Source organism: Vibrio kagoshimensis, from assembly GCF_050337535.1.
In the GTDB taxonomy this organism is placed as follows: domain Bacteria; phylum Pseudomonadota; class Gammaproteobacteria; order Enterobacterales; family Vibrionaceae; genus Vibrio; species Vibrio gallaecicus.
Genome location: NZ_JAKJSZ010000024.1, coordinates 25,282 through 48,657 on the forward strand (window position 1 = coordinate 25,282; position 23,376 = coordinate 48,657).

The 23,376-nt window shown below is 40.3% G+C and carries 22 protein-coding genes; all 22 read right to left on the reverse strand.

What is annotated here, in order from left to right; translation table 11 throughout:
- Entirely contained in the window at positions 1–876 is an 876-nt protein-coding gene (locus tag L4C37_RS19465) for a metal ABC transporter permease (RefSeq protein ID WP_429769527.1), read from the reverse strand.
- Entirely contained in the window at positions 876–1,610 is a 735-nt protein-coding gene (locus tag L4C37_RS19470; protein WP_429769528.1) for a metal ABC transporter ATP-binding protein, read from the reverse strand. Before L4C37_RS19470 ends, L4C37_RS19465 begins: the two co-directional genes overlap by 1 nt.
- Complete coding sequence (locus L4C37_RS19475) at positions 1,610–2,614, reverse strand: metal ABC transporter solute-binding protein, Zn/Mn family (RefSeq protein ID WP_137374305.1); 1,005 nt, start codon at positions 2,612–2,614, stop codon at positions 1,610–1,612. Before L4C37_RS19475 ends, L4C37_RS19470 begins: the two co-directional genes overlap by 1 nt.
- Before the next feature lie 15 nt (positions 2,615–2,629).
- Complete coding sequence (locus tag L4C37_RS19480; RefSeq protein WP_429769531.1) at positions 2,630–3,190, reverse strand: DUF6162 family protein; 561 nt, start codon at positions 3,188–3,190, stop codon at positions 2,630–2,632.
- Positions 3,187–3,528: a hypothetical protein gene (locus L4C37_RS19485; protein WP_429769533.1), complete on the reverse strand. Its 342-nt coding sequence runs from the start codon at positions 3,526–3,528 to the stop codon at positions 3,187–3,189. The genes L4C37_RS19480 and L4C37_RS19485 overlap by 4 nt, the downstream gene beginning before the upstream one ends.
- 167 nt (positions 3,529–3,695) lie before the next feature.
- Complete coding sequence (locus L4C37_RS19490; RefSeq protein WP_372265814.1) at positions 3,696–4,532, reverse strand: DUF4198 domain-containing protein; 837 nt, start codon at positions 4,530–4,532, stop codon at positions 3,696–3,698.
- Positions 4,533–4,657: 125 nt separating this feature from the next.
- Positions 4,658–5,176, reverse strand: coding sequence for a DUF2271 domain-containing protein (locus tag L4C37_RS19495; RefSeq protein WP_429769535.1), 519 nt, complete (start codon positions 5,174–5,176; stop codon positions 4,658–4,660).
- A 53-nt stretch (positions 5,177–5,229) separates the two neighbouring features.
- Positions 5,230–5,859 (reverse strand): PepSY-associated TM helix domain-containing protein, encoded by a 630-nt coding sequence (locus L4C37_RS19500; RefSeq protein ID WP_273295945.1) that lies wholly within the window; start codon positions 5,857–5,859, stop codon positions 5,230–5,232.
- Positions 5,860–6,237: 378 nt separating this feature from the next.
- Entirely contained in the window at positions 6,238–8,361 is a 2,124-nt protein-coding gene (locus L4C37_RS19505; RefSeq protein WP_429769537.1) for a TonB-dependent receptor, read from the reverse strand.
- A 353-nt stretch (positions 8,362–8,714) separates the two neighbouring features.
- On the reverse strand, positions 8,715–10,661 hold the full coding sequence (gene fhuB / locus L4C37_RS19510; RefSeq protein ID WP_429769567.1) for a Fe(3+)-hydroxamate ABC transporter permease FhuB: 1,947 nt from the start codon (positions 10,659–10,661) through the stop codon (positions 8,715–8,717).
- 47 nt (positions 10,662–10,708) lie between these two features.
- Positions 10,709–11,614, reverse strand: coding sequence for an ABC transporter substrate-binding protein (locus tag L4C37_RS19515; RefSeq protein ID WP_429769539.1), 906 nt, complete (start codon positions 11,612–11,614; stop codon positions 10,709–10,711).
- 125 nt (positions 11,615–11,739) lie between these two features.
- Complete coding sequence (locus L4C37_RS19520; protein WP_429769541.1) at positions 11,740–12,507, reverse strand: ABC transporter ATP-binding protein; 768 nt, start codon at positions 12,505–12,507, stop codon at positions 11,740–11,742.
- Between the two features lie 81 nt (positions 12,508–12,588).
- Positions 12,589–13,407, reverse strand: coding sequence for a siderophore ferric iron reductase (locus tag L4C37_RS19525; protein ID WP_429769543.1), 819 nt, complete (start codon positions 13,405–13,407; stop codon positions 12,589–12,591).
- A 180-nt stretch (positions 13,408–13,587) separates the two neighbouring features.
- Positions 13,588–14,775 (reverse strand): tetratricopeptide repeat protein, encoded by a 1,188-nt coding sequence (locus tag L4C37_RS19530; RefSeq protein WP_429769544.1) that lies wholly within the window; start codon positions 14,773–14,775, stop codon positions 13,588–13,590.
- Positions 14,772–15,392, reverse strand: a complete 621-nt coding sequence (locus L4C37_RS19535) for an energy transducer TonB (protein WP_137374317.1) — start codon at positions 15,390–15,392, stop codon at positions 14,772–14,774. The genes L4C37_RS19530 and L4C37_RS19535 overlap by 4 nt, the downstream gene beginning before the upstream one ends.
- A 58-nt stretch (positions 15,393–15,450) precedes the next feature.
- Positions 15,451–15,855, reverse strand: coding sequence for an ExbD/TolR family protein (locus tag L4C37_RS19540; RefSeq protein ID WP_137374318.1), 405 nt, complete (start codon positions 15,853–15,855; stop codon positions 15,451–15,453).
- On the reverse strand, positions 15,852–16,445 hold the full coding sequence (locus tag L4C37_RS19545) for a MotA/TolQ/ExbB proton channel family protein (RefSeq protein ID WP_137374319.1): 594 nt from the start codon (positions 16,443–16,445) through the stop codon (positions 15,852–15,854). Before L4C37_RS19545 ends, L4C37_RS19540 begins: the two co-directional genes overlap by 4 nt.
- Entirely contained in the window at positions 16,445–17,845 is a 1,401-nt protein-coding gene (locus tag L4C37_RS19550; protein WP_273295532.1) for a MotA/TolQ/ExbB proton channel family protein, read from the reverse strand. The genes L4C37_RS19545 and L4C37_RS19550 overlap by 1 nt, the downstream gene beginning before the upstream one ends.
- Position 17,846: 1 nt before the next feature.
- Entirely contained in the window at positions 17,847–18,644 is a 798-nt protein-coding gene (locus L4C37_RS19555; RefSeq protein ID WP_137374321.1) for a DUF3450 domain-containing protein, read from the reverse strand.
- 160 nt (positions 18,645–18,804) lie between these two features.
- Positions 18,805–20,898: a TonB-dependent siderophore receptor gene (locus tag L4C37_RS19560; protein ID WP_429769548.1), complete on the reverse strand. Its 2,094-nt coding sequence runs from the start codon at positions 20,896–20,898 to the stop codon at positions 18,805–18,807.
- Positions 20,899–21,254: 356 nt separating this feature from the next.
- Positions 21,255–22,655, reverse strand: coding sequence for a histidine kinase sensor domain-containing protein (locus L4C37_RS19565; RefSeq protein WP_273295275.1), 1,401 nt, complete (start codon positions 22,653–22,655; stop codon positions 21,255–21,257).
- 6 nt (positions 22,656–22,661) lie between these two features.
- On the reverse strand, positions 22,662–23,327 hold the full coding sequence (locus tag L4C37_RS19570) for a response regulator transcription factor (RefSeq protein WP_137374324.1): 666 nt from the start codon (positions 23,325–23,327) through the stop codon (positions 22,662–22,664).
- Positions 23,328–23,376: the final 49 nt, after the last annotated feature.

Sequence of the window (23,376 nt, forward strand, 5' to 3'; positions counted from 1 at the left end):
TTAAGCCTTTCTTATAATTAGGTAGAATGTTGCAGACAAGAAAAAGACTGCGGAAACAATGATAATTGATGCGCCTGAAGGCACTGGAAGGTCAAGTTCCATAGGCAATATCGTTCCGACCAAACAAGCAATTGTCGCGAGTAACGCAGAAAGCAGCACAAAGCTTCCCATTCGTTTAGTCAGTAAACGCGCGGTAGCACCAGGAATGAGCAATAATGCTCCAACTAAGACTGCACCAACGATCTTTACTGCAGCTATGGTCACTAGCGTAATCATCATTACAAATAAGTAATCATAAAAACTGGTGTTATAGCCACGAACTTTCGCGATATCAGGGCTAATACAAGTTAATAAAATGCGATTAAACGTAGGGATAAGCAGTACAATTATGATGAAACAACTCGCCGCTAATATCGCTAAATCTTGATCGGTCACCGTGAGTATCGAACCAAACAAGACATTCTCTAGCATATGGATATTTATCTTACGCGCGACATACATTAATAAGGCGGCACCAACCGCTAAAGCAAGCGCTAAAAATACGCCCACAAGCGTGTCGTATGGCACATTGGTTCTATTTCTTACAAAGTGAAGTAGCAAAGCAAAAATCATACAGAAGCTAAACAAGCCTATGATTGGGTTTTCGGCTGGCTCTCCAAGTAGCACGCCGATTGCAATCCCTGTTAAAGCAGCGTGACCCACAGCTTCAGAAAAGAAAGCGAGTCGTTTAGCAATAACAAGCGTGCCTAGCCCACCAAGTAATGGCCCTAGTAGTAAGGCTGCAACCAGGGCGTTAACCATAAATGCATACATGAAGCTATCGCTTAACCAACCCGCTTCTACACCCATGATGGCGATTTGTCGTAACCATTCCATTACGCTACCTCGACTGTATTTTTAATGTTTGAAGTACTCGTATAATGTTGGAACAAGCTTTCAATTTTTGATGGGTGTAAAACTTGTTCATGAGTGCCACTTTCAACTAAGCCTCGATTAACCACATGTACATTCGCTTCTAAACGACGAACCGCTGTCACATCATGATGAACCGCTAAAATGGTTCGTCCCTCATCAACACACTCTTTTATAAGAGTTTCTAAATAGCGAACCCCTTGTTCATCCATGCCAGTGGTTGGTTCATCCAACACTAATAAACTTGGGTTATCTAATAGCGCTTGAGCAAATAACACCCTCTGCTGTTCACCACCTGATAATTGCCCCATTCGACGATCAGAACGGCTTGCCATACCTACGCGATCTAACTGTTCAAGAGCGGTATCAAGTTGTTTTGATTTACGACGGAAAAATAAGGGCGTACGTGTTTGGTTGAGCAACACAAAGTCCATCACAGTCAAAGGCAAACTGGATTCGAAGATAGCCTTTTGTGGAACATAGCCAATGCTCGGCTTTGCAGGCCAATGGATCTTTATGTCCCCAGAGAATGGAGTGAGTCCAAGAACAGAACGAAGCAGCGATGTTTTGCCTCCTCCATTTGGTCCCATTACTACGTGGCATTTACCTGGTTCAAAATCTACAGATATTTTTTCCAAAATGATGTTGTTATCATATTGAAGACCAAGGTTATTAATTGAGATTGAAGGACCAATCATTACAAACCACCCGACTTACTTACTTGTTTAATCTTCTGGCCTTGTTGGGATGAGTTAGCCTGATTACTGGCTGCAAATTTCATCGCTTCAATAAGAGTCTCGACATTCTTTTTCATTTCAACTTCAACTTTTTCATCTTCATAATCACCATGAGTCATGTGTGAGAATCGATAAAGTTGAACTCCAGTTTCTACTTCAATAGTGTCGACAAAACGGTTTGGCATATTTAACTCGTAAAAGAGAACGTCAATTTCAGATTCACGAATCTTTTCAATTGTTCCTTGAAGTTGGCTAGCGCTTGGTTCGACGCCATGAGCCGGCTCAATCACCGCGACTACGTCCACCCCAAATTCTTGAAGGATATACCCGTAAGCATTATGTGTTGTGGCCACTTTCATACCTGAAGTATCAAGTTCACCAAGTGAAAGCATGGCGTCACGTTTCATCAAACGGAAATGCTTCGCGTACTTACGAGCATTTTTGCGATAAAAAGCGGCATTATCTGGGTCTAATTTCGATACTTCACTAGCAATGGTGTACACCTTTTGTATCGTTGTTGATAAGCCTACAAACGTATGCGGGTTTACTGCACCTTGACCAACAGATTGACCGAGTGCAGGCAGTAAAGGCACTTCTTTATTGGCTTCAATTACAACCAAATCGTTACGTTGTGACGCTTCAATAACTTTCAATGCAAAGTCATCATGTCCAATGCCATTCACTATAATGGCATCCATCATACTTAAGCGTTTTAGGTCGTTTGGTTGAGGTAAGTAATTGTGTGGGTTAAAACCAGCATCAACCAATGGGAGTATGTTAGCTTTATCACCAACCACAGCTTTGACATAGCTGTAATAGGGTTGCAGCGTGATACCGATTGTAATTTTATTGCTGTCTATTAAATTGCTATCTAATTGTTCGTCTAATGATGAAAGTGCTGTGGCGTGAAGGCTCGACGTGGTAAACACAGAAAGAAAAACAATGAATACAGTTAAAACTCGCATGATAAATCTCTATTTTTAATGAACATCATTTAATTTGTTTTTGGGGTCACTTGCAGTAGTGACAACTTGTTTCCAGCCTAATGACTCTAAATACTCGATCTCATAAGAGCTCGGTGCTTCTAGGCTTCCCCCTAGAGATATCCATATATCAGGTGACATAACATTGGTGTTTAACAAGAATGCGTTTGCTGCATCTGAGTGAGAGGGAGCAGAAAAATAGTATCCATTTCCCACATGAGTCCAATGATGTTGCCCTTTACGCTTCCAACTTTGATCTTTCACAAACGGCGCTATCCACTCGTCTTCTAAAAAATTGACACTTGGCCATTCGCCAGCACTTTCTAAATAAATGTCTCGAATTTCTTCGTGAGCAAGCCTAAGTTCAGACAGCATAGCCAGGTTTTCTTTCTTAACATCGGTAACTAATATTTGATGTTGTTCAACGTGTTCTGTTTGAGTGTTTGCTTGATGAAATGGAATAGCAACCGTAGCGAACGCAAGGATCAAGATAATAATGAACCCGACCCATTTCCCTTCTCTATCACCAGTATCTGGTCTTACTGATTGAGTGATCATTTCTCACTGATCTCAACAACATCAACTTCAACTGGATTTTCATGACCAGAATCGAAGACTAAATAGAAATCTTCATTGGGATGTACAAATTCCACGATTGAACGCTTATCAGTCACTTCTTTAGCGATAAGATTATCGTCATAATCAAACATCTCAACAGCGTAATCGACCGCTGTACTTCCATCTGAATACCCCGCTTCACAAATCACTAATTCTTTTTCTAGCCAGCAGCCCATAAGTGGAAAATGCGCTTGTGCAGGTAATGCTATTGCCGCGACAGCAATAGCGAAGTTTGTCTTAATAGTTATTTTTAATTTTGTTTTAATTTGTTTTTTCATATTCAACATTCACATGGCTAACGTAGTAATATTTTGTAATTTTAAACTTGTGTATTACTTAACTGAGGTAATTCTTAATCGACGCAATACATAACCGACAAAGGGTTCATAACCATGAACCCTAATCGTTGTTTACGAGCGTTCGAAGCCCAGTATGGGAGCCGCGATTACTGTAGTAATGCTTCAAAAGTTAGATGGACATTAGCACTGGCTTTATCTGCTAATGGATTATCAATAAGCTCACCTTTGTAGTTCGCTTTCATCACGTAACGACCAGCAACATCCGGAGTAAACGTGATTTCACCTTTATCATTACTTACTACGTCAATTTGCTCTTGATGGTTACGGTAAAGCGTACCTTCTCGTGTGATTTCAGCGGTTACACCTTTTTGAATTGCACCGTTGTAAAAGAACTGGAATGTCACAGGCTCGCCTTCGATGATATCTGAAGGGTGAGTTACAGGTTTCATTTCAAGTAATTTGCCTTCAATCTCAAATACTGAGTCTGATGGTTTGCCCACAGTGATGTAACTTTCAGCTCGTGTGAAACTGATTTGAGTGACAATGTCACGAGATTTTTCAGGAAGAATGCTGTCTCTTTCTGCTTTAGTCGCTTTCACCCACTTAACGGTATCACGACGACCTGCTTTGTACTGAGTGTAATAGCTTGGTGTATTGTTAATCGTAACCTTGTGAGTACCTTCTTCTTCAAAGTAGAAATCAAAAATAGAACGGCGCTTACCACGTACCACGAAGTTTGGACGCTCTTTTCTCCCATCTGGCATGATAATTTGTGCACTTTCACTGCCAGCAGGCTTATCAAATACAAACGTGCCGTGAGAAGCGGTAACGTCAAAAGTTAACCAATCGCCGCCTTCTTTTGATACGGTAAAATGAGAAGGTAAAACCCAACGAGGGTGTGCTTGAGCTGTTGTAGCTACCGCTAAACCAAATGCCATTACACCCGCAAGAGCTAGCGCTTTTACTTTTGTTTGTTTCATCATTTTTAATTCCATTATTTTCGTTAATTCATCTTCAACTAACGTGAGTATTTGATCGATTTAAATACGTAATTCTATTTAACGACGTGATCTTATTTAGCAACTCGATTTTATTTAACAACTCGATCTTATTTAACAACGTAGCTCATTGTTATTTGTCCTGTTTCTTCCGTTGGCTCTAATTGGTAGCTTTCGTTTGAGCCACCCAATGTGATTTTTTGACGTAAGTAGTTCCGTCCACCATGCTCGCGAACTACCTCAATATGCACGGTGTAGTTACCTTGTTCGAGTGGTTCACCACTGTCAGTTTTTCCATCCCAAACGAATCGATATTCACCCGCAGGTCTCGTTGCTGAGGTAACAGCGTCAACAAGTTCACGATCATAGCGACCTACTTTTCGCCACCAACTACGCAAGTCTTTCAGCCATTCGTCTTTACCGACCCAAAGTTCAATCGTTTTTACAGACTTTCTTTCACTGTTTTCCACCCATACTGCAACATACGGTCTGGCATACATTGATGTATCGATTGTTGGTAATTCAAAGCTCACATCTAGCTTGGCAGCTGCTGGAATAGGTTCAGCCATACTTAAAGTTGGAGCCAGTGACAGTGCAATAAGCAACTGACACCAAAATTTGTTTTTCATGTTCATAGCCTTAGGAAACGAATACCGAATATCTTTAATCAATGCTGACCAAATTAAGGCACAGCAATTACGTAAATGATGAGAGAGACGAGTGAGCCAAAAATGGTCCACTTAATGGATGTATGTAATGTTTTCTTTTTCGGAAGCAGCAAACAAACTCCAGTGATAACGAAAAAAATCATCAGCAATGCAGTAATATCAATAAACCACTTCCACACTTCGCCACTATTTCGGCCTTTGTGTAAGTCATTAAGTAACGCGATTACCCCGTAATCTGTACTTTCGACTTCAACCGATGCATCCAAAATATCGACGAATACAGAAGCGTTATAACCCGGTCCTTTGAAATCCATTGATACTTCGCCAATGATTAACTCGCCATCTTCTATTTCTGAAAAGATGTCTAAATTTGAAGGGCTTCCGGATACATTTGCTTCGTTTTTCAAGAATTGATGTAGCGCTTTTTCATCGGCTTCAATTCGTCCATCATTGATAGAAAATAATGCCCTTGGTAATTCGAAAATATTGCTTTGAATATCAGGCTGGCTTAACTCAAACAGATTTGGGCGATTAAGAGTGATCCCGGTTACTGAGAAAAACAGGACCACAAACAATAATGCCATTGAAATATAAACATGGAGTCGGCGTGCCCACGCTTGAACCGCTCTACCTTTTAACCACATGGTTGTTTAGCCACTTTGTTTTTAACTGCATGTTTTTCAAGCGAATGGTTGCTTAACCAATTTGACTCGTTAACCAATTTGATTTTTAACCGCGCTAGCACTTTAAACTCCGCTAACACTTTGAACACCGCACAGCTTAATTGCATGAATGTATGTACCTATATAATATCTGGGCGGTAATTTAGTTGATAATCATTCGTATTGGCATTTAATTTACATTGTTTACGTTTATATAAGCAGAAGTTCTATAAAATATGAGCTTCTCAAATTTGAGTTCAGAACGGTTCTATGTGAGGGGATTTTTGATTTCTATGAAAAAGCCGCTCTACTTCTAAAGTAAAGCGGCTGACTGATTAAATTTGATAATAATCTATGAGATTAATATTTCACTTGGTAATTGAGAGTAAATGTACGACCTCGACCTTTGTATTCGAACATGTCTGAATCACCATACCAATGTCTTGCACGCTGACTCCATACTGTTGAGTAATCTTCATTTAGTAGATTTTTAATACCAAAGCCTAGGCTTCCAACTGGAAGTTGATAGCTGCCAACAAAATCAAAAACAGTGTAACCATCCAATTTACGATCATCAGCGTCTTTGTAATCAAACATTGTGACACTTTGCAGCTTCATGTTGTAATCGTAGTCATTCCATCCAACCCATGCCGTTGCTTTGGTTGTACTCGCTTCCATCGCGGCTAAATCTTCCCAGCCGTTATCGCCTTTCTCTTCTGAGACAACATAATGACCAGATGTACCCAGTTGCAGGTTATCTGTCATCCAATATTTAACTTCGGCTTCTGCACCATAAACTCGTAGCGGATCAGAAATTCCTTTAATGCTTTTGTCATCTGCATACTCAACTGAACCATCTGAATATGAATAGTACAAGGCTGTTTGGAATGACAAATCATCAAGTTCATTACGGTAGCCAATTTCGTAGCCATCCGTTTTAATGCCTTCAAGTTTAGAGTCATTTACATTTACGGTTGCGTCTTTACCATAGTATTTTGCAGGGTTAGCTAAATCAAAGCCTTGTGAGAAGTTAGCCCACACCTGAGAGCTCTCTGATAGTTGATATATAGTGCCGAAGTTAAACAGTGTTTCTGAATAATCTGTTTCACCACCAGGAACAAAATCTGACGCCGCATTTTTCTGAAAATCGGAAATCTTTGTATTCAAATACTGGTAACGAGTACCACCTTGAATAGACCAATCATTCGTTATCGCATATTCGAGTTGAATAAATGTTGCAAGAGCTTCTGTATCAACTCCAGGGTAACGTCCAGTAATTTCATCAATAACATTGACTAAACCACCGGTATTACCGGTAACCGTTGAATCATAAAGAGCTTGGTCACTATCGAATTTATCTAAATACCCATCGATGCCATAAGTAAAAGACAATGAATCAAACGACTTATTCATGACTGCTTTTAAAGAAATAACGTCTGTTTTTTGTCTTGATGAACTAAAGCTTAGTGTCTGTCGACCTGCTCGCGTATATGGAGTATAGGTATGCTCTTCCATACGATATGAAAGCTCAGCAATAAACTGATGACTTAGGAAGTCATCATTGTTGTAGGCAGCACTAACCATGATTCTTTCAGTACCCTGCTGACGCTCTGCAGAGTACCCTTCACGAACGTCGACAAATTGATAATTTCCGTTCGCGTCTTTCTCAAAATATAAGCCATATGGCGAATCTTGTTGGCTATCATAATATTGGGCAAGTAAATTGAGCCTTTGACTATCGGCTAAATCAATTTGTAAATTACCCAATACGTCAACTGTCTCGTTAAACTGGGTCGAACCTTGCGTCACATCTGGTGTGATAATGTCACCATCTGCATCAAAATAGGCTTGGGTTTTAGTATAAGTAACAGCAGCTCGACCTTTAACGCGGTCATTACCACCCGATACTGATTGCGCAATTTTATAGTCTAGATCTTCACCAGAATTAAAGCCTGTTGTTCCACCAACAAAAGTTTCAAATTCAAGTTCATCACTGTTCGATTTTTTAGTCACAATGTTGATCACACCGCCACTTGCACCAGCACCATAAATGGAACTAGCACCTGAAAGGACTTCAATTCGTGCAATATTGAATGGGTCTATAGAATCTAGTTGGCGGCTGATGGAGCGAACAGACTGCAGAGATACGCCATCAATCATTACCATGATACTTCTACCACGTAAGTTTTGCCCTGTATGAGTTCGACCACCACTTTGTACATCAAGAGACGGAATAGTAACGGCTAGAATTTCATCTAGGTTTTTTCCACCTCTATACTCCCGTTCAATCTGTTCAGCATCAATGTACCAAACCGTACCTGGAATATCGCTGATTGCTTTTGGTGTACGGCTAGAAACCACCACCATTTTTTCATCAGTTTCTGCGTACCCTTCAGCTTGAGCTTGCGTTGAAACGATTGAAAATGCAGAAGTTACAGCCACTGCAACTAATGTTAATGGGAAAATCCCTTTCTTAGACTTCATTCAATTCTCTTATATTTTATAAACAACAAGTGAGAATGGGAATAATACTCATATGCATAAATATTACTACCGATTTATGAAATTTATCGATGAGTGGCTAGGTTTTATCAACTACCTGCATAAAATGCACACCTACTATCTTAGGTGATTGTTTTATCAGTAAAAACCGGATGAAAAAGTATCTAAAGGGGGGCTGCCTTAATGAAAAATATCAAAGTATAGGCGGATGTAAGAATAAAACTGAAAGGGTCTGAACTTGCCTAGCAACTAAAGATAAGTTGGAAAAAACGGTTTTAAGGTGTGGCGGCTACCCATATTAATAACCGCCTAAAATAATCACCGATTGGAGCTATTTACTTTCTCATTAGATATAAGAAGTATGCCCCTCCAATCAATGAAGCTAATAGCCCTGCTGGAAATTGCCAAGGGAACCAAAATGTTCGCCCTAACCAATCCGCGGTCATCATTAAGATTGCACCCAGTAAACTGGCGGTAATCAATTGCTGCTTTGCACTGTATTGGTGTAATGACCGAGCCATATGGGGAGCAAGCAAACCTACAAAACTTAAAGGTCCAATTACTATTGTTGCTAAAGTCGTAATACTTGCCACCAAAAGCAGCAATAGCATTCTTACTCTTGTTGAATCTACCCCAAGGCTATTTGCTGCGACCTCACCTAAGCTAATGATGTCTAACCATTTATGAATTAAGGCTATGGTAATAATGAAAACTAATATCCCTGATCCTAATAAATAGACATCTGTCATTGAAACGAGATAAGTCGAGCCAGATAACCATGTGAGCAAGGCTCTCATATTGTCTTGACCAGATGACAAAGCAATCCTCAGAAAGGCATCAAGCCCCGCACTTAGTGCGATGCCAGTCAGAAGCATGTGTGTTGCTGCAAAGTTATGCTTTCTGCCCATCCACCAAATAAAAAAAGTAACCGATGATGCGCCTAAAGTACCCAACAGCATTTGTTGGAATCGATCAGCCGTTATCCCGAAATAAGCTCCTATAACTAATGCAAGTGCTGCACCAGAGCTTATCCCTAGAACTTCAGGGCTAGCCATAGGATTTGTTGATACTCGTTGGATTATTGTTCCAGCAATAGCTAAGCCAACACCAGCTAATGCAGCAACAGCAACTCTTGGTATTCTAAGTTGTAAGATTGAAACCGATTCAACTATCGTCCAGCCAGTTTGATCTTTACCAACAAAGACAGCAACAATCACAAGAAACACAAAGAGCCCCACAATAGGGATAACAACTTGCTTTAATGTTCGGTGACAATAAGTGCTGATCACTGACTCGCGTGCTTTCATATCTGACTGCAACAGTTTCTTATTGAGCAGCCATAAAAGGAAAGGCGCTCCAAGTAAGGCAGTCATTGCGCCTGTTGGTAGCATTTCGCCACCCGCTCCTGAAAATGGCTGTATGATTAAGTCAGCAAGCAACAACATAGATGAGCCAACCAACCCACTAACCAAAATTTGTTGGTTGAGCTTCCTAGCCCCTAACATTCTTGCAATTGCCGGCGCTACGATACCGACAAAACCTATCAACCCAACTTCACTAACCACTGCCGCTGTAACAAAAATAGCCAATGCTAAACTGATCACTTTTAGAACTTTAACACTCACACCTATAGAAGAGGCAACGTCATCCCCTAGCTGCAATGCAGATAATGGTCTTTCAATGGCTAGAAGTAGTAATGTCGGAATAACCGTTAATGGAATTAGGATTTGCGCACTTTCCCATCCATTTTGATTCAACGTGCCTGCTCCCCACACAAATAAACTGGTAAGGTGCTCTTCATTTAATAAAAGCAACATGGTATTCACTGAGCCAAAAAACAAACTCACAACCATGCCCGCAAGTACCATATGAACTGGTGAAAAGCCTCGTTTAGCCGATAAGATAAAAACCAATGCTGTAGCAAAACAACCGCCGATAAATGCAGGAATAAAACCACTGACTTCAATACTGGCTGGAAGTAATAAAATACTCAGGATCATTCCTAGTTCGGCACCAGAAGCGACACCTAAAGTGGTTGGCGACGCAATGGGGTTTCGTAAAACAAATTGCATCACACAACCCGCAACCGCTAATGCAAAACCACATATCAAGGCAACAGCCAAACGTGGTAGATAAGTTAAATTGATTATGATGTGTTGATAATCTGACGGGTCATACTGAGTAATAACATCAACTAATACGGATAAACCTTGTGAGTAAGGAACCGTAATGTGCACTAGTAGGGCTATCACACTGAATAGCCCAGCTATGCCTAAAGGCAGTCTCGTTCGCTGAAGTGACTCAAACCAACTATGAGTGAACACATTGATCATTTGTTTGATTGATTAGTTAATTGACTAGTTATTTGGTCACTAAACCTTTGAGAGGCGATAAGCCCACCAAAAGTCCAGATAGCAGGTAGTTCATAAACTGAGTCATTTCGAGTGAATTCCATTGCTTGCCATAAAGGAGACTGCAATAACTGCTTTCTTTCTACTTCTTTCAATGGACCAAATATCATCAAGTTGGTTTTTTGATGCTCAGCAACCTTCTCAATTCCTGCGGTTGTAAAACCCCAAAGATTGGTTGTTTCCTGCCAAGAGTTGGTTAAACCCATTTTTTCAATAGTGTCGTTTGCCAGCGAACCGTCACTATGAATTCGAACCGTTTTCTCATCAACGAATCGAACAAACAAAAATGGCTGAGTGCTACTAGCTGATTGAGCTTTAATTTTCTGACCATTAGTTAATAGCTTATTTTGGGTATCACTTATAATTCGTTCTGCTTGAGTAGATTTATCCAGTAAATCACCAAGATCGCGCGTAATACTGACGGCTGAATCAAAGGGAGATTTATTACTATTATAAATTGAATAAGCCAATGTGGGTGCAATTGAATTAAGCTGCGGGTAAGCCGCCGACATTTGTTTACTTATTAAAATCACATCAGGATTCAACTTTAATAATGATTCAAAGTTAGGCTCTCTTCTTGAACCAACATCTATGGCAGCGTCCCCTACTTCAGGCTCTGCTACCCAAGAGTTGTACCCTTTAATATCTGCGACACCAATAGGCTCAATACCTAAGCTCAAAACTGTCTCTGTTAACGCCCAGTCTAATGTAACTACTCGTACTGGGGTGTATTCAAAATTCGCTGATCCAAGCTCATGACTGACTTCTTTTGCAAAAGCCGTAAAACTAAAGAAACACGCTATATAAGCGACCAATATTTTCACACTAATATCCTTTCAACAGTTGTATACCGAACCTGATTAAAATCATCATCTAAAACCAACCTTTATAAACGGATTGTTCTTAAGTTGGGTTTTCTTAAACGTATTAAGCTTCTTAAACCAAATATTTAGGCAATATAGCTGATTGTTTTTCCAGAGATGGGGTCAGTAAAAAGGGATAAATCCATCCCGTAAATTTTCTTCAGGTTATCGGTTGTCATTAATTCAGAAGGAGAACCAGAAGCGATGACTTGACCAGAATGGAGAGCAATGAGTTCATCACTAAACTTGGCAGCCATATTGATGTCATGTAGAACCATAATTACGGTTAATCCCAAAGATTGGTTTAACTCTCTAATCAAAGATAAAAGCTCATGCTGATGCGCAACATCTAAGGCTGATGTCGGTTCATCTAAAAGAATGCATGTGCTTTGCTGGGCTAACAACATTGCTACCCAGGCACGTTGGCGTTCCCCACCAGAGAGTGTGGCAACGAATCGCTGAGAAAAGTCTTCCAAACCCACTTTATTGATGGCGTCATCGACGATTTGATAATCATCTTTACTGTAACGACCAAATACCCCTTTCCATGGATAGCGACCAAAACAGACAAGTTCACGGACAGTCACACCATCTGTTACTGGGGGGTGCTGAGGTAAATAGGCAACATTAAGTGCGAAATCTTGACTACTCAGGCTCCCTACTTCTTTTTCGTTTAACAGAACAGTTCCAGAGTAAGCTTTATTTTGACGACTGAGTAACTTCATTAATGTCGACTTTCCACAACCATTGTGACCAAGTAGCGTGGTAACTTTTCCGGATTTAAACACCAAAGAGGTAGGTTTAAGAATCTTCTTTCCATCGACTTGAAACGACGCGTTAACTAATTGGTACATTGGTTCTTCTAAATTTTAGCTAAGTGCCGCGACTTTATCACATGAGAATATAAATGATAATTAATTTCATAAAGCTCTTTATTAAGATGCTTTCAACGTTACTTTCATCTCTCTATTTTCAGGTAATTTAGGGCAATCAGAACATAGTTTTCGACCTGTGCACTTATATACTAAACAACAACTCGTCCTAACTAAGTGAAGCTTACTTGTCTCTGGATTAACGCTTAGCCCTTCTAATGACTTCAATGGTAAACCAGCAGCAATAATCCAAATTTTAGCCTGCTCTAAAAAATAAGAGTTTGGAATTTCAGGCTGAAATTGTTGAAATTGAACAATGCATCCCAAGATCGCATCTGCAAAAAGGTGGTTTGTGAAACCTGGGCGAATTCGAGCCCACTCGCCGATTTCTTCTCTGTAAAAATCAAACAATAAATGTAGCTCAGTCGCCGCCAGCTTAATGAGCGTGTTTTGTTCATTAATCCTGACGCCGTCATCATTAAATTGATAACCCGCGATAAACTGCTCGCGAAGGTCTTGAGACATATCTTTAACCTTTGGCAAACCATGACAAGCATAAATTGATATAAAAGAAAGGTATATCGGTTGCCAACAAAGCAATCCCCAAGTGCGAGTTAACCAATAAGCTTGTTTAGCCTCAGGGGATACTGTTGCTATTGAGTCATAAAGCACTTTGATATCAGCACTGCAAGGCACACCATAAGTGATGCTGGGCGACGAATATATTGAGGTTGGCTGGTCATTAGTTTGGCTGTTGATGGCTTCAAGTGGGCTATCAGAGTTTTCACAAGTCAATTCAATCGATTTTAAACGACCTTCCAGAAATGGAGTGACGGTTTGTGAATATTGGAAAAGAGTATCAAAGGAGAAAGTTTCACTCATGGAAATTGGCTTTTATAAATTTTTGTATAGCCTATTATAATTCGTCGCTATTGAAAATGATTATCAGTCAATTTAACGGGTGTTAACAAATTTAGTTAAATACAAAAGTAGCCACCTGAATACAAAAAAGCATATTCTAAATACAAAGCAGCCACTTATAATTAAGTGGCTGCTTTGATTTTAACTGCTGGTATCAATACGTCTCAATTGAGTTAAGTATTTTATCCACCCTTTAGCTTCAGTTGAGGCTTCAATGCCTTCAGCTCTTTTAGCATGAATTAAAGCATTCTCTAATTCTTTGAGTTTGTACCACGAACGAACTTTGGCCAGTGCGACATCCGCTTGTTTTTCTTTTTGCTTAACTTTATCTAGTTCAACAAGAGCTTCTTGATAGTAGCCCTGTTGCACCATCAACTGAGCAACATTCCAATGATACTTAGCATTGTATTTGGAGGCCAGTTCCCACACTTTGATCGACGTATCCCACTCTCTAGCAAGTTGCCAATAAGTTGCTTGCTCGGCAAGAAGCTGGACATCTGTATGAGCATTACTAAGTTTGCTCAACTCTTGGGCCGCGCGTTCAGGTATTCCGCGTTTAGCATATAATTGAGCAGTTAATCGACGGTCAGAGTCAGACAATTCAACGCCTTGTAAATCAGCTAAGGCTAAAGTATTTAGCGCTGCACGATTTTGATTTAGCCTAAGCTGTAAACCTACAAGCTGTCTCCACCAGTTCGTTTTTTCCGGCTGTAAAACAATCAAGGACTCTAGAGTCGGAATAGCCTGTTTCCACTGTTTAAGTTGCAGTTGCGAACCTAACTTTAAAGATAACGGAGCTAAATCAGGTTCTGGTTTCAACTTGTCGTGTTTGCTGATTGCTTTTAATACATTACTCCAGTTACCGATTTGGTATTCCGCTTGTGCTATACGCATCCACAGTAAATCGATCTTCTCAGTTTCAGGCGCGTATTTAACTAATGCGTAGTAATGAGGAAGCGCCGTTTTGAAGCGCTGCTCATTCAGTAATACATCGGCAAGCATTCTTTGAGTAATCCATGCTTGTTCATCAAGAAGCAAGCCACTATCAACGGCATAGGTCAGCTCTTTGATTGCAGATTTAGTATCACTATTTTGCCAATGATAAACACCCAACATGCGAGCAACAAAAGCTTTATCGTATTCTTTAGTAAGCTCCATGGCCGATAGTGTTTCTATAGCCTCTTTGAGTTTTTCGTCTTGAGCAAATTGACTTGCTTTTTGAACACGAATTGCGGTGTACTGACTCAACTCTTTAGCTTGCAAAGCCTTCAATGGAAGTAGAGAAGGCAATAGTAATAAGCTGATAAATATCCATATTTTTTTCATCATTCTGCCAACTTAAATTCAAGTTTAACGGTTTGGCCAACCTGAGCTATTGCTTTTCCATCAATGACCTTAGGTTGATATTTCCATTTTTTTAGTGCTCTTATTGCATTCCTTTCAAACATTCTACGAGGCTTAGCGTCTGTTACTTCAATATCCACAGGGCGACCAGTTTCATCTATTGTGAATGACATCAGTACATAGCCTTCGGCACCACGTTTTAAAGCTTTTGCAGGGTATCTAGGTTCCACTCTATAGAGGGGCATTGCCTGTTGGTTTGAACCAAAATCAGAGAATGTTGGAGCGCTAATCGCCAATCCACTAATTGAAGTATTTAGATCCAATGCAGGAATTGAAGACATTGGATTAATTGGCGTAACTTCTGCTTTAGATGTAGATACTTGAGCTTCTGGTGGCGGCTCTGGTGCTTTAGGCTTTTCTGGTACAGCTCGCTGGCGTCTTTGAACTTCCTGCTCACTTTCAACCATTACCATGTTAAAACTTAATGTTTCGCTATTTTCTTGCGTTCTATGGTGACCGTTGTCCACCATCCATGCCATAAAAGAAAACAATGCAATTCCCATAGCGGCGGCAATCGGCAATGCTAGCAACAAACGAATCATTACAGACTCCCCTGTATGTTACCTATAAAGGCGGATCGAACTTTTAAATAAAAGATCATTATCGTTTCTCTGCCGCTAAAGCTATATTTTTCACGCCAGCGCCTTTCGCAGCATCCATCACTTTAACAACGGTTCCATTGTATGCATGCTCATCCGCTTGAATAACTAAGGATGCATCAGGTTGTTCTAGCAATAGATGCTCAAGTGTTGCTTGAACTCGCTCAACATCGATCATACGCTTATCAATAAAAATGTCGTTTGTCGAAGTAATCGCAACAAAAATACCCGCATCTTTTTGGCTAACAACATTAGAAGCCTGAGGGCGATTTACTTCAACCCCAGACTCACGTACAAATGAACTCGTCACAATAAAGAAAATCAGCATGATAAATACGATATCAAGCATAGAAGTTAGGTCAATTTGAGCCTCTTCATTTCGGTTTTGACGTCTGCCGAGTCTCATTGTTGACTCCTTAATGATTTTTCTAATTTTAATTCTAAACGAGAGCACACCTTTGCTAAGCGTGCATGAACAAACATTCCAGCTAATGCCGCAACCATTCCCGCCATCGTAGGTAGTGTCGCTAAAGAAATTCCTGAAGCCATTAGTTTCGGATTACTACTACCTTGCGTAGCCATCACATCAAAGACAGAAATCATTCCCGTAACCGTTCCTAATAAACCAAGCATTGGGCAAATCGCAACCAACAGCTTAATAAAGTTCAGGTTTTGGTTGAGCAACATACTCGCTTGCCCTAACCAACCTTCACGTATAGCTTTAGCATGCCAAGATGACTGGTCATTTCTAGCATGCCACTGGCTAATCCATTGTTTGCGTTGCTTTGGGAAGTAGAGCGTTAGATACAATACACGCTCTACCACCAGCAGCCAGTACACCACGACAACCGCCGCTAGCCACCACAATACAAAACCGCCCTGCTCCATAAAGTGATTTAATGAAAGCAGCCAATTACTCGTGAGTAATGCGTCCGGTATTAAGCCATTTGGAATGATGGAGCTCGACAAAATTGAGCTCCCCAATGAAATACCCATTACGCAGCGGTCCCAACAGATGATAATGAAGTTTCAGGCTGTGTTGTTTTTTCAGCTTGCTCAGCAACTAAACCAATACCCTGTTTCTCAAGGATATTACGGATATTTTCAGCTTGTGTGCTTAAAATATTATGCGCAAGTAGAAGAGGCATAGCTGCCACTAAACCAAGTACCGTTGTGATAAGCGCCATAGAGATACCGCCAGCCATAACTTTAGGATCACCATTACCAAATTGAGTAATCACTTGGAATGTTTCGATCATGCCTGTCACAGTACCAAGTAAACCAAGCATTGGAGCGAGTGCAGCTAGCAGCTTAAGCATTGACAAACCTTTCTCTAAATGAGTTTGTTCATCAACTACCGCTTCAAGTAATCTCAGCTCAAGTGCTTCTACGCTTCTATTCTGCTCTTTGTCGTAAACCGCTAGTACACGACCTAATGGGTTATTTCCTGGTTGATCTGGCTTTTTAAGTTGTGAGCGGATTTTTTGACGAGCAATCGCTAGAGACACGCCACGGAAAAGAGCAATGAGAAGACCAATCGCAAGTAAACCAAGAATGACTTTACCTACAACACCACCGGCTTGAAGACGGTCTCGTAAACTTGGGGTTAATGCGAGTTGCTCAAGCATGAAACCACGAGATGGATCGATGATTATATTAGTAGTCTCACCGGCAGCTAGTGAAGAAAGAGAGCTAATAACAGGTCCGTTATCTGGCTGCTTCATGTACGCAATGGCATCATTTCGTTTGCTATTCCAGCTCACGTAACCTTGCTCTGTCACTAAGCCAATTGAACCTAGGCGATAAGCTTCAACTAGAGATGTATTACCATTACCATCAATAAATGAAATTTGAGCTTTACCCAACTCGCGGCTTGCAGAAATTTGCTCTGACATACTTAGCCACAAACCAGTTAACTGTTCCATTGAAGGTAATGATTTGGCGTCAATGATTTGATCGACTGTGTCAGTATGAACACCTCGGTCTACACTGTTCACGGTATTATGTAATTCAGCGCCAAGCTCTTTTGCATTTTGGCGAACGACACCAAAAAGCTCACCTAAACTGCCCGTTTCTAAACGCAGTTTTTCTTCAAGACGCGCTAGCTTATTTTCGTTTTCACTGAATGCTTCAGTCAACACATCAGTTTGCTGCTGGATTGTTTTCTGTTTCACTTCCAGCTTCGACTTTAACGCTAAAAGTTGTTTTTCTGTCTGTTTGAACTCAGCTTCTCGCTGAATATTGTGACGAGCCTGAGCTTTGTTTTCAGCAGTAGCTTTATTCGCAAGGTCGGCAGATGTACTTGTTGCAGCCATTACTGGAAAAGAAAGAGAAATAGCGCATAAAAGTGCAGTAAGAGGCTTTAAAGAGAATAATGAATTTGAGTTAAAGTTCATGTTACTTCACCTCAGCAGTAATAAGAGATACAGGTAAAGTGATTAAGCTCGGTGCAGCTTGCTGGCCTGCAATGTCATAAGCTTTATCTAAATCAGTTTTCATAGAAGGGTCTAGCTCAAGCCACTGTTTTGATGTCTGATTCCAAGACCAGTACTGGCTACCATTCAAATTACGAGCGATAAGAGAAGTGCGCCCTAAATGCAGTATGTCAGCTTCGATAATTTGTTCATTGCCTGCTTCTCCACCATTCAACGCCATACGACCTTGGTAGACGCCCAATTTGATGCCGTAATCCATTTCAATTTGGTAAGCCTCTAGAATGCGGCGGTATTTTTCTGCATCACTTACGTCGGCACGAACCATCATAGATTGAAGCTTTTCTACTCGCTCTAAACGTTGTTCTTTTTTGATTGGCATGTCTTGTTCAACAATAACATGCAACCCATCGATCATCTGATACATCAAAGGTACGACACCTTGACGTGTATATTTTATTTGATCAATTTGTGCATCGATACTTGCCGCTTCTTGATTTTGGCTATTCACAAGAGCCGCAAGGTGGTCATGATAGATTTCTAAATTTTTCACTTCTTCTTGCAATCGCTCAATCTCAGCTTTCAAGGCTAATGTTGCTTCAGAACTTTTATTGATCACTTTCTGACTGGATGCAGATGCGTTATTGGTTTTATTTTGAATAGATTGCGCTTGGTCTAGGCTATTAGCCGACGCGGTTGTCGCAATCATGCCACCACTGATAAGAATAACTTGAAGCGCTAGGCTCGTTTTTAAAAAGTTCATAGTTGTAGTCAATTACTTTAGAAGAAGAGATTCATATGAAGTTTATTGATAACCACTCTCATTATCAATAACATCCTTAATTTAATATCATATTTTATTGATGTAGCACAATCACAAAAGGGGAAAGCATTGCTCTCCCCTATCATTTCATTACTAAGTATTAATATTTAACTTGTAAAGTTGCCATGTAGTTACGACCTTCGCCAAGAACAACATTTTTAGCACCTTCGTAATTACTACTTGTTGAACCACCACCTGCTTGGTATTCCGTATCAAATACATTTTCAATATTGATACGTGCAATGATGTCAAAGTTTTCATCGTATTTATGAGTATAAGCTGCGCCCATATCTACACGAGTATAACCGTCTTTTTTGAATGTATTTGCTGCGTCTCCGTAGCGCTCACCTTCATAAATAAGACCAAGATTCACATCAGTATTGTTAACCACTTCATATGTTGACCAAAGGCTTGCAGATAATTCAGGAACATCCGCTGGTTGGTTACCTTGGTAAGTCTTATCTTTCGTGATTTCAGCATCAAGATACATTGTAGAAGCCGATAGAGAGAAGCTATCCGTTACGAAGCCTTGCACTGTAACCTCAACACCACGGTGTTTCTGCTCACCGCCTTGAGTTTTGTCATAAAGCGTATCGCCATTCCCGTCTAAACCAGCTTCAACATCAAGAGCTACATTTTCTTTGGTGATATCAAACAGTGCACCGCTTACGAATAGGCGCTCATCCAATAGCTCCCATTTAGTACCGATTTCGTAAGAAATACCGCGTTCAGCGTCAAGTTCTTCGCCATCGTTAACGTACTGATCACCATTCACAGCACCAATTGGCATGAAGCTTTCAGAATATTGCACGTATACAGAGCCATTTTCAGCAGGGTGGTAAATCACACCTAGTTTGGGAGACACTTGGTTTTCTGTCAAATCATCCGTTTTCTTCTCATCAAAACGTAAACCAGCTAGCACTTGCCATTGGTCGTTGATTGTCATCATGTTTTGTAAGTAAACACCGTATGTTTTGTAGTCAGAATCAGACTCTCTTACACGACCTGAATAACCAGGTTTACCTACAGTTTCTCCAGGAGCAACAGAAACAGAGTTGTAATAAGCTTGATGACGATCGTATGAGTAATCTAGCCAGTTACCACCTACAAGTAGTGTGTTCTCAGTACCTAGCAATTCAAAGTCTTTAGTTACATCTAAGTAAGCCGTATCAAAAACCCACTTATCTGTACGTTCATTACCTGAGTGCTTGATAAGACCAGTTTGCTCATAATCATTAAAGTTAGGGTACGACTCCACATCAAAACGTTCGAAGTTTTGACGGTTGTAGCCTGCATTTAATGAAATAGTGTCTGTAATTGCAGCATCAATTGAAACACCGTAGTTCTCAACATCATTTTCAATTTCTGACCATTCCGCATCCCAGATGTATTTGTCGCCAAGTACAGGCTTACCATTTACAATGTAGGCACCAGAATCCACGCTGCCGTGATCTTCTGTTCTATCATAATGAGCAGAGATCATCACTTTGTCATTGATATCATATTCAACAAATAGACCACCCACTAATCTATCTGTTTCTGGCTCACTTCCATCGCCATATGAACGGTATGAACCATAAGTTTCTTTAGATAAAATAGCGCGAGCTCTTAGTGTTTCAGCTTCGTTCAGTGAGCCACTTACATCAAGAGTAGTACGAAAATGATCATCAGAGCCCATATCTTGGCTTAATGACATTTGAGTGTTTGATGTAGGCTTCTTCGTTACCATATTGACTAAGCCACCCGGCTCAGATTTGCCGTATAGCAATCCTGATGGACCTTTTAGAACTTCAACTCGCTCTAGTAATTCAATTGGCTGGCGGTAGTGAGACCAATGTTGACGCCCATCTCTTAAAAAACCATCTGAGCTGCTTAATTCAAAGCCACGAAGTGAGAAACGCTCACGGTTACGGCTTGTACCACCAGCACTAACACTAGCGTCATTTTGTAATACTTCACCCAACGTACTTGCACGTTGTTCATCAATGATTTGTTCATCAATAACGGATACTTGTCCAGGAGTCTCTAATTGAGTCGCCTCCATGCGCATAGCTGTAGTGTTCGTGTCGGCTTTATAACCGTAGTCACGACCTTCTACAACCATATGTTCGTCTGCTTTTGTTGTCTCTGCTTGTACAACTGATGAGGCTAATACTGCGCCTATCACTAAAGCCAATGGGCTCTTTGAAAACATGTCCTTTCTCCGACTTTTCTTTTTGTTCAGGCTGCTTTATTTATTGTGAGTGAATCTCACTATTTAATGACTAACCTGATAAACCGTTTCCGGTACCACTTGATAATTCTGACGCAAATATAAGTGATAACTATTACTATTTGCATTAAATTTACATTCTTTGCATTCGTAAAGTTATGTAAATTTTCTGACATGAAATCTAACAACATACTGACAAGTAAAAAAAGCGCCAATATCGGCGCTTTTAGAGTGTTTAAACAATGATTTTCGACCATTTCAGCTATGTCATTCAATTGCTGGTGTTGTTCAATTTTCGATACTTTAAAATAATGCAATATTTTAAAGTGCCACATTGTTTAACTTGGATTTTTGTTTAGTTTCATAGGGAAAAGCAGATTGACCTTCAAACCGCCTTGAGTTCGGTTTTCGGCTACGACTAACCCATTCATCACTAACATCGCTTCTTTAACTATTGCAAGACCAAGACCGTAGCCTCCCGATTGTTTATCTCGAGCAGATTCTAATCGGGTAAAGGGATCGAATATGTCGACAAGCTTACTCTCAGAGATACCGGGGCCGTCATCTTCAACAGAAATCACTCGATAGACTTTGTCTAACTCTATTTCATGAGTTAAAACGACAATATTGGCATCTTCACCTGCGTACTTAATCGCATTTCCTATAACGTTACTTAAAGCCCTTAATACTAACCTTTCATCTAAAGCAACCTCTGATAAATCGGTTGATAGATCAGTTTTTAAAGTCTGTCCTGTCTTAAGGTCTGGTTGCATCTGCTCTACTTGCATTGAGCAGTACTGTTCGACGTGCATGAATTTGAGCTTGGCGTCATAACGAGAGTTCTCTAAACGGCTAAATTCTAAAATTTCACCAACTAGATTATTCATTTCTTCTGTTTCGTTTTCTAAGCGATCCAATAAATGATGAGATTCTTCATTTATCTTCCGCCTTAGAAGGTGAAGTGCTAAGTTTTGCCTTGCCAATGGCGTTCTCAGTTCATGCGAGACATCACGGATCAGCCGACGTTGCTTTTCCGCCAGAGAATGTATTTCATTGGTCATGTGATCAAAATCATTGGCAAGTTCATTAAACTCTCGTGTTTTAGAGTTCAATTCTGAAACCACACTAACAGAGAAGTCACCTTGAGCTAAGCGTCGGCTTGCCTCTCTTAATCGTCCTAAAGGCTGTTGTAAACTTCTCGCCATAATGATCGAAAATAAAGTCAGAATAATAAGTGCGATCAATGCTTTTATGAGTGAGAAATACAAAGCAAAGTTTTGTGCTGGATGTACTTGGTGTGGGAGTTGTACCACAAGGGTATTCCCTTCAATAAGTGGGATCCCAAAGATAGGTTTACTGACTCTTGCCCCTAACTGATGATCTAAAGTACGTAAAAACCGTAGCTTAAATTCGAAGTGTGGATGCATGTCTCTGTGGGTTATTGGTCGACCTTCCTTATCCAATACAAATAAGTAATAATCTTGTGCATTCCCCCAGTCAGCGAGTTCATCCATATCGCCATCTTCTATCAAAACGTTCGCTTGGTAAGCTAAATCAAGCATTTCTTCTTTGACTGTTTCGGGCACTTTCAGTAATGCTTTCATCAAAGCCTTTTCAGCCAACCCTTGAAGAATAAGTATGCTGACTAAGATCACGGTGAGATAACTAAATAACTGGAATGTTAACCCATCTTTTCTTTTGGCGATAAAATTGGGGCAGCGAAAATAAGAAGACACCATTGATAGTTATGCCCCTACCGTTTCTAGGTAGCTGTAGCCTTTCCCACGAACTGTTTTGATGTGTTGTTTTGATAAACCTGCTTGAACTAGCTTTCGGCGGATATTACTAATGTGCATGTCTAAGTTTCGATCAAATGGGCACAATTCTTTCTTCAGTACTCTCACTTGTAAATCTGATTTAGATACAACAACGCCATTATTTTTGATTAAAAAGTCTAGAAGTTCTTGCTCAGTTCCTGTCAGAGGAAGCCGTGATAGCTGTTCGTTTAATCCCTGATTCGTTGTCGCAAGAGATTGCCTTTGGCGCTCAAAAGCAACGCGTCGAAGGATCACTTTAATACGTGTAAGTAATTCAGGCACTTTGAATGGTTTGGCAATGTACTGATCAGCACCAGCTTGATAGCCATCAAGCATAGATGCTTCATCATTTAAAGCCGTTAGCATTAAGATAGGTGTCGCGAATCGCTGACAAATGCGACGTGCAACCTGAAGACCGCTGAGGTTTGGTAGCATTACGTCGAGTAAAACTAAATCCACAGGGTTGCTTTGAATGAACTGAAGGGCACTTTCACCACAATGCACTGTATCGACGTGATACCCTTCTTCTTCTAAAACTTCACTCAATAATTCACATAATTGAATATCATCATCAACAACTAAAACGCGGGACATTGTCATTTACCATATAAATAATAATGGTTTGCATTTTAATTATCATTAA